The sequence below is a fragment of the SAR324 cluster bacterium genome (assembly GCA_015232315.1).
Classification (GTDB): domain Bacteria; phylum SAR324; class SAR324; order SAR324; family NAC60-12; genus JADFZZ01.
Genome location: JADFZZ010000059.1, coordinates 1 through 11,744, shown reverse-complemented (window position 1 = coordinate 11,744; position 11,744 = coordinate 1). Strand labels below are relative to the sequence as shown.

General features: G+C 44.0%; 10 protein-coding genes and 2 tRNA genes. 4 read left to right on the top strand and 8 right to left on the bottom strand.

The annotated features are described in order from the left end of the window. The first annotated feature begins 550 nt into the window (after positions 1–550). Together HQM11_20750 and HQM11_20745 are read left to right on the top strand one after the other, a co-directional pair. The gene (locus tag HQM11_20750) at positions 551–823 is read left to right on the top strand and encodes a type II toxin-antitoxin system Phd/YefM family antitoxin (protein ID MBF0353467.1); all 273 of its coding nucleotides are present in this window, start codon (positions 551–553) and stop codon (positions 821–823) included. Further along, a complete protein-coding gene (locus tag HQM11_20745) occupies positions 804–1,073 on the top strand; it encodes a Txe/YoeB family addiction module toxin (GenBank protein ID MBF0353466.1) in 270 nt (89 codons plus the stop codon). The genes HQM11_20750 and HQM11_20745 overlap by 20 nt, the downstream gene beginning before the upstream one ends. Positions 1,074–1,159: 86 nt before the next feature. Here the strand turns inward: HQM11_20745 and HQM11_20740 are convergent, their stop codons facing one another. From HQM11_20740 to HQM11_20710, 7 genes are all read right to left on the bottom strand, one after another. Beyond that, positions 1,160–1,327 (bottom strand): hypothetical protein, encoded by a 168-nt coding sequence (locus tag HQM11_20740; protein ID MBF0353465.1) that lies wholly within the window; start codon positions 1,325–1,327, stop codon positions 1,160–1,162. A gap of 365 nt (positions 1,328–1,692) precedes the next feature. Continuing rightward, the gene (locus HQM11_20735) at positions 1,693–4,497 is read right to left on the bottom strand and encodes a DEAD/DEAH box helicase family protein (protein MBF0353464.1); all 2,805 of its coding nucleotides are present in this window, start codon (positions 4,495–4,497) and stop codon (positions 1,693–1,695) included. Between the two features lie 254 nt (positions 4,498–4,751). Further along, positions 4,752–4,828: transfer RNA gene (locus tag HQM11_20730), tRNA-Asp, on the bottom strand. Positions 4,829–4,846: 18 nt separating this feature from the next. After that, positions 4,847–4,922 (bottom strand) — tRNA-Val (locus HQM11_20725). A 95-nt stretch (positions 4,923–5,017) separates the two neighbouring features. Continuing rightward, positions 5,018–6,241 (bottom strand): CoA transferase, encoded by a 1,224-nt coding sequence (locus HQM11_20720; GenBank protein MBF0353463.1) that lies wholly within the window; start codon positions 6,239–6,241, stop codon positions 5,018–5,020. A gap of 8 nt (positions 6,242–6,249) precedes the next feature. Then, the gene (locus HQM11_20715; GenBank protein ID MBF0353462.1) at positions 6,250–7,275 is read right to left on the bottom strand and encodes an acyl dehydratase; all 1,026 of its coding nucleotides are present in this window, start codon (positions 7,273–7,275) and stop codon (positions 6,250–6,252) included. A gap of 16 nt (positions 7,276–7,291) precedes the next feature. Next, the gene (locus tag HQM11_20710; GenBank protein ID MBF0353461.1) at positions 7,292–8,158 is read right to left on the bottom strand and encodes a CoA ester lyase; all 867 of its coding nucleotides are present in this window, start codon (positions 8,156–8,158) and stop codon (positions 7,292–7,294) included. 561 nt (positions 8,159–8,719) lie between these two features. On the opposite strand from HQM11_20710, the gene tal reads away from it, so the two are divergent. Then, complete coding sequence (gene tal / locus HQM11_20705) at positions 8,720–9,682, top strand: transaldolase (GenBank protein MBF0353460.1); 963 nt, start codon at positions 8,720–8,722, stop codon at positions 9,680–9,682. Between the two features lie 79 nt (positions 9,683–9,761). On the opposite strand, the gene HQM11_20700 is transcribed toward tal, so the two are convergent. Further along, positions 9,762–11,225 (bottom strand): chemotaxis protein CheW, encoded by a 1,464-nt coding sequence (locus HQM11_20700; protein ID MBF0353459.1) that lies wholly within the window; start codon positions 11,223–11,225, stop codon positions 9,762–9,764. Between the two features lie 325 nt (positions 11,226–11,550). On the opposite strand from HQM11_20700, the gene HQM11_20695 reads away from it, so the two are divergent. Next, positions 11,551–11,744, top strand: a 194-nt coding sequence (locus HQM11_20695) for a hypothetical protein (protein MBF0353458.1), incomplete at its 3' end; no start/stop codon positions are given.

Sequence of the window (11,744 nt, the reverse complement as noted above, 5' to 3'; positions counted from 1 at the left end):
TGACAAGAACTATGGAAAAAACGTTGCTTAGTGTCCAGTCTAACCCCAGTATGTCAAGCCCTCTGGGCTTATCCCAAACCCACCCGTTCCACGGGTGGATTCTTTAGTCCAATTCATCCAGCATATTTTTCAATTACCCGGGAAACATGAAAAATTAGAGGAACTCAGTGAATCGATCAAAACCATGTTTTCCCTCCAAACCTCCAAAAAACACTTTTCGGGGAGAACTATGCCCAATTTGGAGCCAACGCTTGATTTGGATTACAAAAAACAAGCCTGAGCCTGAGTCAACACAATTCTCAAGAAAAAAACTGGAACATCGAGTAATAATAAACCTGGTTATGACATCTGGAATGGAATAGAAGGTTTTTCGGAGAACGCGGAATTGGAAATCAGAAAGACTTGGTGGAATAGCGTGTCAGTGGCCTGTCGTCGACACTTGAAACAAAATGAACTTGAACATAAATCTGGAAAAATTAATTCTTATAGGAAAAGAATAAAACGTTGATAAGCAAATTCATTTAACAATGTGTATCAGGGAGACAGGAATATGTTGGAAATGACCGTTAACGAATTTCGATCATCGCTGAAGCAGTCTGTTGAAATGGCAATCCACGATCATGAGGTCATACGGGTGACTCGAAAAAACGCGCCTTCTTTTGTGGTGATCAGCAATGAGGATTGGGAACGAGAGCAGGAAACCTTGAGAATCCTTGAGAATAAGTCACTGATGAATCAGATCACCACGTCACTTCAAACCCATATCACCCATACAGGATACCAACCGACCCGTGAGCAAATGGATGAGATCTCTGGTATTTGAGGGCAACACATTTGAACAATACGAAGATCTGCGTGTCCAGGATAAGAAAATGCATGAAAATCTGAGGCGAATTCTGAAGGAACTCTTACGAAATGAGCCATCCCAAGGTATCGGGAAACCGGAACCATTAAAACATAGCTTGTCGGGGTTCTGGTCCAGGCGTATTTCTCAAAAAGATCGCCTGGTTTATAAATTTGATGAGAAGTGTATCTATATTTTTGCCATCGGTGGTCACTACGATAACAAATAATGTTTAATCCCTTTCCAGCACCAATCGAAAATAATGATCAACGCCGGGTATGAGGCCTTAACCTTTCTGGATCAGGGACTTGGAGACTATGACGATTTAAAATCAGGCAACACTTCATCCAATATCCATTTGGGTTTCTTGTCCTTAAAAAGAATGCCCTGAGTTTCTTTCAGCCAGGAACTTCGCAGTCGATGATGTTCCTCCAGAAATTTCTTGGCGGTCAACGCCACATCCAGTTGATTGGCCAGGATCACAGGATAAGCGTTATCGGATTTTTGTTCTGGTATAAAAAATGCGGATCATTTACTCCTGCTCTCCCAAGTTATCAAATTCAGGAGAACGACTTGATCGCAGGATCAAAGAAGATGTACTGTCTTTTATGAACGAAAACGAAAATGCCTATTTCAAGTTTGTGGTCAGCAACGAAGCCGATGTCCAGGAGATATTGAAGGATTATTCGTTTTTAGATCGGCACAAAATATGACTGATGCCAGAAGGCAAAAATGCTGAAGAACTGGATCACAACTCGTTTGTCGTATCCCGCCTGAGTATCTCCATGGGGTTCAATTACACCCCTCGAATTCACCTGACACTGAACCTGGATTCAGAATAATAACACCTATTCAGATTGAACCTGAGCCATTGACAGAACCGGGTTGACCGGAGATAATTCCCATCCATTTGGTGTTTGTAGTAATTTGACTTTGTGCGTTGTGCCTGAAGCTCCGGCTTGTTCGCCAAACCAGGATTTCAGTATTCGAGGCAGGTGATTTTCAGAATTATTTTTTCTCAGAACATTGAGGGCGATTTTTGCAAAATTTCCAGTGTATATTTCATTTTGCACCATCACTTCAGTATGACCGCTTGGAAGATCTGGATGTTTGTTGCGGTCAGGTAAGATCAAAATAGGATTGGTGGTTGAATGGGAAACTTTGATAATAAATTCATTGGCATGAGGATTCCATGATAAATATTCTGCCAATCGCCAATCAATTAATTCCCGCACCATATCAATGACAGACTCTTTGTCTTCGTGTGGGATCAGTTTTGTGGTTTTTAAAAAGAATTCGTCAGACTTGAAGTATTTCTTTTGTTTGGTTCCCTTGCCTTCAATCCAGTCATTGATATGGTTTTGTTTCCATTTTTTTTGGATTTCAATGCCATGGTTCAATTCATTTTCAATATCAGATTTTAGTTTGGCAGAACGCTGAGCAATTGTTTGAATTGAGCTCATTAATTGAGTCATACTTATTTGACCAGGAAAACATCCCTCCCGTATCATCCCATATAACGTCAGTATTTTATTGAACTTCGTCAATGGTGTGGATTCCAGGCTTTCCAGTAATGGTCGGATTTGTTCCAGAATTTGGATCTGGCTTGATGACAAATCTCCCATTTGATGTACGAAATCAAACCATGAGGCATATCCTGTTTGTCTTGGATTGTAGCCTTCATGATAAATTTCCAGTGCAGAGGGACGTCTGTCATGCAGATATTGGAAATCTTTGTAAAAACTTTCCTGAGCTTCACCCTCAGTTGGAGATTTTAGCAGTGCTTTCATGATCTCAATCGTTTCAAGCTCATAAAACACATCAATGCCTTCTGGCAGTTCGTAGGTCTTGTTTTGAAGATGCTTAAGACAGTTAGCAATTTCACGATCACCACTTCTCAGAGTCAGCAACGTCTGTAATTTTTTCAGAAAAATCCGGTGATTCCCAATATAATCAATGACAGTCAAATGCGCTTTTCCGATGGCGATACGCAATCCACGCCCTAATTGTTGCATCCAGATAACCGGCGATTCTGTGGGCCTGAGCATCATAACCGTGTCAATCAACGGAACATCAACTCCTTCATTGAACATATCCACCGCGAATATAATTTGGAGTTCACCAGACTGCAATTGTTCTAATGAAAGTGCTCTTGGTGCTGAATCAGAACCAGAGTGAACCGCAACCGATCGGATTCCTTGAAGTGAAAAATATTTGGACATGAAGTCGGCATGGCTTCGAGAACAGCAAAAGGCTAATGTTCGATTTCCAGCTCGTTGGTGATATTGCTCAAAAATATGTTGGGCACGTTTCTGCGTGGAGGCGGCGCGGGTTAATGCTGCTTCATCAAATCGAGAACTTTTCCAGGGAATCTGTCCGTAATCAATATCATCGGGGATACCAAAATATTTGATGGGACTGAGAAGCTTTTGCTGAATGCCTTGAACAAAATCACAACGAAAAACCAGATTTTCCTGGCATAAGGTGAGTAGATCTCCACCATCCATCCGTTCCGGTGTCGCTGTTAGTCCGAGTAAGAATTCCGGTTGAAAATATTCAATCAAATTTCGATAAGTACGGGCTGAAGCATGATGAAACTCATCAATAATCACGTAATCAAAAGCTTGTGGTTCGAAATTCCGAAGATGATTTGATTTCCCGAGCGTTTGGATAGACGCAAATAAAACATCCACATTTTTGTCTTTGAAAGTGCCGTCATATTTCCCCAATTGAGAATCTGGTCGGATTTTACGAAATGTTTTTCGTGCCTGATCCAGGATTTCTTCCCGATGCGCAACGAATAATATTTTTCGAGACTGGCATGCGAGAGTATCAAAAGCGCTGAGCCAGGTTTTTCCCAAGCCTGTGGCCAAAACAACCAAACCAGCACGATTTCCCTGACTGCGAGTTTTCTTAAGTGAGTCCAATGCTTTTTGTTGAATCAGATGAGGTTTGATTTTTTGTTCAATGTCTGGATTTTCATTGAGAGATATGTAGCGATCACCATTGTCTATTATAGTTTCATCCTCAGCATTTGTCGCTACGGAATAACCATTGTTTACCATGGTTTCGGCGATAGATTCAGGATTCAGTCTAAAGGTGAAAAATTGTCTTTTTGCCTGATAAGCCTTGATCCAGTCATGCTCCAGAGCCAGAGTTTGAGGATGTTCAAACAGTTTTTGAAAGGCCTGTTGAAACGGAATATAGCCGTTTGAAGTTGCACTGAAATTCAAATGATAATTCCATTCAATGCCTTCACACAATCCTGTTTTTGTCAGATTGGAACTTCCAATAATAACGGCCTTGGAACCATCTTGAAATGTGAATCCATAATATTTGGGATGAAATGATTTTCCCCCAGATTCGAAAATGCGAACACCTATATCACCCTCCAGATCCAAAAGTGTGAATAGGGCATGTGGATCAGTGACATATTGATAATCACCGGTCAAAATTCTGGCTTTTCCCTGTCGATTGAGAAAATCTTCGAGATGTTCCCGGATGAGCTCAATTCCACTTTGGAGGATAAACGCAACTGAGAATTCAAGCTCAATGGCCTGATTGATGTTCTTGAGTAGAGGGGGAAGTAATGGATCCTGACGACCACCTGCAATCAAAGTATTTTCTGATTGGGATGGAATAGATTCACTCATACAATAAAATCAGGATTGGGAAACTATTATTTGGGAAATTTGGATGCAGACATGCTTGCTTGTATAAGAAGTCAAGTGACATAAGCAAGATTTTGATAGGACGTATTTATCCCACATATTAGAAAATGAGTTTATCCTAAATGATGTTTCAGGATACAAAAGTAGTCTAAATGTTGGGGATACTGATGGGGATGAATTTTTCAGAGGAAATTTCAGGGGGTGCTGAACAACCTTCCAGCCTTGATGATTCCTGATGGCGGGGTGGACGGGACTCGAACCCGCGGCCTCCGGCGTGACAGGCCAGCGTTATAACCAACTTAACTACCACCCCAACATTGGGAAATTTCTCTGGTGGGCGCTGTAGGGATCGAACCTACGACCTACGGCTTGTAAGGCCGCCGCTCTCCCAGCTGAGCTAAGCGCCCATTGAAGAAGCGGCATTAATAGCCGAGCACGTTTTGGAATGCAAGTTTTTTTTTAGTGTTATTAAAAAGTTATTTTTTGGCCGTTCAGGCACCACTCAAACACCTGAACCTGCAACAATTTTCTGGTCATGGAGAAGACCAATTTCGGTCGAAGATAGACCAAGAATATCAGCCAGAATTTCATCAGTATGCTCACCAAGTTCAGGGGCTCTTTTCGGTGCCAGGCGACCTGACTCCTGAAAATCAAGAGGAGAAGAGGGCATCAGATACGACCCGATTCCCGGTTGATCAACCATTTGAAACATTGGATTTTCTTCAGAACACTCAGGATCTTCTTCGACGAGTTCCTTGAATTTTTGATAGGTACTCCAGCAAACACCATTCGAGTCAAATATTTCCTTGATCTCATCAATTGCCCGATGCCTCACCCATGGAGCTATAATTTCGGCCAGTTCTTCACGAGCTTTGAATCTGTCACCTTCCTTGTTGAAATCCAACCCCAATTCTTCTTCAAGTCGGTCAAACATTTTTGTCAAACCGGTAGCTTTGCACAGGCCTTTCCATTGCCGGTCTGTCAGCGCGACAATCATGATCCATCGGCCATGCAATGTTTTGAAATCCCTGCCAAAAGCACCATACAGGTAATTGCCATATTTGGGACGATTGACTTTGTTGACCTGGACTTCCGCAATTTTACCAAGATTACCGATCGTGGCCAGTGCGACATCGGCCAACGGCAGTTTGACCAGTTGGCCTTTTCCGGTTCTTGAGCGGTAACGTTCAGCGGATAACAATCCAACCAGTGCCATTTGTCCGGTGATTTTATCCCAGGCGGGAAGAAGATGATTGATTGGTCCCTGAGATGTGTCCGGCCCCGTCGCCAAAGGAAAACCCACAGTAGGGTTTACAGTATAATCTACCGCGGAACCACCATGGCGATCGCCCATGATATTGACCATGATCAGATCTTCCCGATGTTGCTTCAGCGATTCATAGGACATCCAGCCCCGGTTGGGAAAATTGGTCAGAAACAAACCATTATTTTCTCCGGGCGCACATATTAATTCTGTTAAAAGTTCTTTTCCTCGCTCTGATTTAAAATCGACGGCGATGGATCGTTTGCCTTTGTTCATCCCAGCCCAAAACAAACTTTTTCCATTTTTTGTGACTGGCCAGCGCTGATAATCCAACCCCCCACCGATGGGATCAAACCGGATCACATCTGCGCCAAGTTGAGCCAGTGTCATACCGCCGAGTGGTGCGGCGACAAACGCTGAACCTTCAATCACTCTCATTCCTTCAAGAATTCCTTGTGTCATCCTGTCTCCTAAGCCATAAGTCCAATTACATCCCAGTCCAAAACCTTGATATCCTTTCCTGGTTCCGGGGACTGGTCGCCCCGTTCAGCAAATACATCCACATGAAAATCAACCAAACCGCCCTGTGATAATGCATATTTTTGAATCACACTCACTTCGGTTCTTAAAATATCCTGTTCGAACACAGGTGCTGTATGATCACATTTTCGCCAGGCCACAAAGGTCATGAGATTTTTGATAGCTCTCACCGTTTGAGCCCCTGCCATGGTGATGGTGTGTCCGCCATAAACCAGCCGTTTGCCATAAGCACTGGTGGTTGCGTCTGTATGCGTTGTCGCCATGTTGAGGGTGAGTCGTACCAGTTCTGGTGCGCTGGTGATCGTATCCCTTGAATGAATGACATACACAGTGTCGGTTTCCAGTTCATTGAAATGCGTTCCCGGAATTGTTTGACGATAATGAGCCAGATTCCAGTTTTCCGGGATGGCAGATTTTACTTCTTCCATATTCAGTTCAGAGGGAATGGAATCAAAAGAATCATCATATCCGGTGTTTGTATCAGCATTTCTGCATGGAATCATGGGACAACGCCAGAATTTCATCACTTCCTGTCCGTGCTGATTTCTCACCAGCATTTCCAGGGCGACCATTCCAGTGGGTGCTCTTCCCGGTTTGACCTTGTTTTGTTTCAAGCCCACCACTTTTGTGGTTGTGTGCAGCGTGTCTCCTACAAAAACGGGATTTTTGATCACCAACCCACGATAAAACAGGTTGGCTTTTACATGCTGGGAGGCCCACGTGGTCTGGCCTATTGCCACATTGCACAAAAGTCCTGGATTCACCAACGGCGCATCCTTGCCCGTAACAGCTTTGCTCAGGGTGGAATCCAGCGCAAGTCGAAGTCTGTCACCAAACAAGGCCTGATGAAAAGCCGCGTGACCACTGGTGATGGTGACGGATGGCGCGTCTTCCAGCTCTTCACCAAGGTTAAAATCCTCAAAATAAGGTCCACTGATTTCAATTCGTTTTGTCATAAGTCTCCTGCGAATTTTATAACAAGCCTGATTGTTTAGCGCGGTCAAGAATACGTTCCTGAGCGGCAACAACAGGCGCATCAATCATTTTATTATTCAGACTGAACACGCCTGCACCATGGGCTTGCGCATCCTGCCAACCTGCCAACACCTGTTGAGCATACTCAATCTGTTCGGCAGTCGGTGTGAACACTTCATTTGCGATTTTGACCTGGCTCGGGTGTATGCAAAGTTTTCCCTCATAACCGAGGTTCATCCCGATTTCCACATCCTTTCTGAAGGCACTCTCATCCTTGACCGCCAGACAAACATTATCAATGGCTGTTTTTTGATAGGCTTTTGCTGTCAGCGCAATCTGGCATCTGGCATGAAACACGACACCTGAGGAGGCATCCATGTGAGTTAGTCCCATTTCCATACAAAAATCCGCATGACCAAAACACAAAACATCAATCCGCTTACTGGACATGCAGAGTTGCGACACATTGAGAACCCCCAGGGGTGTTTCAATCAAGGCTAAAAATCGTGTCGTGGCCTCATTTTGTTCAAAATGGCTGATCAATTGCGAAATTTTTTCCAGTGATTCAATTGAATGCGATTTTGGAATCATCAGGGTTTTGCAACCGGCCTGAACCATGAGTGCGATATCTTCTTCATGAAAAGGTGTTCCTGCCGCATTGATTCTGACCGCCAACTCGGTTTGACCGAAATTTTGATGAAGTGCTTCAATGACAAGTTTTCGGGCCATGTCTTTTTTTTCTGGAGACACTGAATCTTCCAGATCAAAAATAATCATATCGGCCCCTGCATCCATGGATTTTTCAATGCGGCGCGGTTCAGCACCCGGTACAAACAACAAGGATCTTCTAGGAGATTGTGGCATAAACATCCTGCTTAACAGATTGAAAATTAAATAAAATCCGAAACTATGGCGATCACAGCTTAAACATATCCGGAATTATGACTACTTCCGTGTCGTTCGTTCAAAGTCTGGTAAATTCTTTCCTGGCTTTCGCCTAAACTGACCCAGCCTTTAAGGTGCAAAATTGCTGGCTTTCGCTTCAGGCTTTATTAACCGTTGAGCACTAACAGATTCAAATTGGATATTTTTTTCAGAGTATGGGTTAAAGCAGGAGGATTAAAACATCAATGCGATTTTGGACTGAGTCATTTTTTTCTACTCAAAGTCTCACATCTGCGACTATAGTCATCGTTCATCCAAGAAAAAAGGAAAGGACAGAGAACTGGGGAGGACTTCTCTTTCCTGTCTATAGTATTCTACAACTTATTCTTTTGCCATTCCTATAGTATCATCCCAGTTGATAGTGCATAATGCTGTCCTGCCTCAATTTTTACATTATTCTGGAATATGCATTGATCCGTTTTAAGCGTTTTGCTACAGTCCCTCACATCTCATCAACCTCTTTTTAAATGAAGGATTTTCATGGAAAACAAGCTATCACAACTTAAAAAAATGACACTGGTGGTTGCGGATACAGGCGATATTGACGCAATGAAACAATATCAACCGGAAGATGCCACGACCAATCCATCGCTGATTTATCGTGCCGCACAAATGGAAAAATATGAATATCTGGTACGGGATGCCATTCGCTGGGCTCAGGATCAGGGCGGTAATAAGGAACAGATCATGGCCAATACCGTGGACCAACTGGCCGTAAGTCTGGGTTCTGAAATTCTTAAAATCATTCCGGGCCGGATTTCCACAGAAGTTGATTCCAGGCTGTCGTTTGATATTGACGGAACCATTCAGCGCGCCCGGAAACTCATCAGTTTATACCATGACAGGAAAATTCCGGCACACCGGGTGCTGATCAAAATCGCGGCAACATGGGAAGGCATCAAAGCGGCGGAAATTCTGGAAAAGGAAAATATACAGTGCAACCTCACCCTGTTGTTTGGCTTTGGACAAGCGGTAGCATGTGCGGAAGCCTGTGTGTTTTTGATTTCCCCTTTTGTCGGACGTATCCTGGACTGGTACAAAAAAACAACCGGACGCTCCGATTTTGCCGCTGAGGAAGATCCGGGAGTTCAATCTGTCACCAACATCTATAATTATTATAAAAAATTTGATCACCAGACCATTGTGATGGGTGCCAGTTTCCGGAATCATGGACAGATTGAGCAACTGGCCGGATGCGATCGACTGACCATCAGTCCACAGTTGTTGAAAATATTGAACACTGAAACCGAAACCATTCCAAGAAAACTAAGCCCTGCAATAGCAAAGAAGAGTGACCTGAAACGGATTGAAATGGATGAAAAACGTTTTCGCTGGATGTTGAATGATGATGCGATGTCCACTGAAAAACTGGCAGAAGGTATCAGGATTTTTACTGAGGATATCCGAAAACTGGAAACATTTATTCTGGATTTTAACAAGTAGACGCAAGAGGTTCCCACTGAAATTCGGGAACCTTGGGTAGGTTTTGCGGAAATACGCGGATTGGAGTGGAATGAACAGCTTAGGCCATGCTCATTTCACTCTCAGTTTTTTTGAAATGCTGACCAAACTCAGTGGCCTGTTTCAAGGTTGCGTCCAGATCAAGCAGGACAGTGACGTCACCTGACTCTTCACGTCCAATCGCTTCGACGAGGCGATGCTCTCCCCGTTCGCCCCAATTTTCAGGAATATCAAAAATATTGCGTGGGAGAAATACGATTCCGATGACCTCTTCCACCTGAAGTCCGACCTTACGTTCGCCGATATCCACAACAATGATTTTTGCTTTTTTACTGGAAAACATTTCCGTACTGCCAAACATGGTCGACAAGTCGAGGACCGTGATGATTTCTCCACGGACATTCATCACGCCTTTGATATAATCCGGCGTCATGGGCACCGAGCAAACGGTCTGCATGTTGGTGATCTGATTCACCTGAAGAATCCGGATCGCATAGATTTCGCCACCGACCTTGAACCGCAAAAGTGACATGATTTCAGCCACAGGTTTGGCAGATTCCAGCATTTCCTGCATGTGGGCATCCTGAAAATCGCCCAGGCGTTCCAGTTCATCTTCCAGAAAAATTTTCTCAAGAATTGTGACCAGATACACAAAATGCTGACCATTGTCTTTTGATTGAAACACACCTTTCAAATGTCTGGAACGGGAGGCCTCCACATTTTTGGGCAGTGGTTCAATATTGGATTCCCTGAGTCGCTTGACTCCGGTGATGGCATCTACAATCAAACCAATTTTGACGCCAAGCACGTTCACCACGAGCACCGCGGTATTGGGCCCATCAGGTTGGTCGGGAAGTCCGAATCGTTTGGTCAGTCTGAGCAGTGGAATGATCTGGTCACGGAGATGGAATACCCCTTCGAGCGCCCTGGTGTGTTGCGGAACTTCAGAGATGGCTGTTGGCGATCGTATGATTTCTTCCACAATATTGATTTCCATCAGATAATATTCGTCTGCCAGTTTGAATCCGATCAAAACCTGTTCAGGCTCCGCCACGACCAGTTCCCCGCCTTGACCTGTTTTATCCGAACGAATGATCACTTCGCCTAAACGAAAATCCTCAGGCGCCATCAAGCGGTCCGCATCCAGCAACAGCAAGGACTTTTTGGCATCAATCTGAACGGTTCCGGAGAGATATTCCAGTGTGTTTTTTTCAATGAAGGGCGAGGGGGTGCGGATCTGGTTGTTGTTGATATTGAGCACAGAACCCATACGGTCAACCAGCAACCCCAGTCTTGAATGTCTGTAGTCCACAATAATCACACGAGTTTCAGCGGATTTCACCGCTTTGCCCATGCTGAAACGGACCCTTAAATCAATCGTGGAGATCGTTTCGCCCCGCAGATTCAGAACACCCAGAAAAAATCCGGGGGTTCTGGGAATGGCGGTGATTTGCGGGGGGCGAATGATTTGCTGTACAATTTCAATGCGAACACCAAAAAGTTCAGAACCTACGTTAAAGGTCACGTACTTTTGAATTACGTCGGCGCTATTTGTTGGTGATAATTCCATGACGAACAACCAGAGGAGTAATCAAAACAGATACATTTATAGGTGATATGCCAGAAATGCTCATAGAAAGCAATAGTGGTGCCTTTTTCATTTCACAATTTTTTCGACCTGTGCAGATATTTTTTAGCCACTAAGTACACGAAGAACACAAAGTAAAAAAGCGAATATGCACCAGAAAACTTGAAAATCAGGGTTTCACGGAGGACTTCATTTATATAAAAAACCTTTTTATTCGTGTTCTTGGCGTTCTTGGCGGCTCATTTTCAAACCACCTGCACAGGTGGGAAAATTTCGTTCTGAGATTCATCCGTCACGCTGGCGTTCCGCGATGGTGGTTGGACTGCATTATGAAAGTTCCCAATTGCCGGGTTTCATCCGCAATTTGCTGTATGACGAGGTCAAGCCGCTTTCAGAAACACTGTGTCTGGGGATCGGCGGGTTCAATCGTGACAAGGGAGAAGGCGATCATTTTTT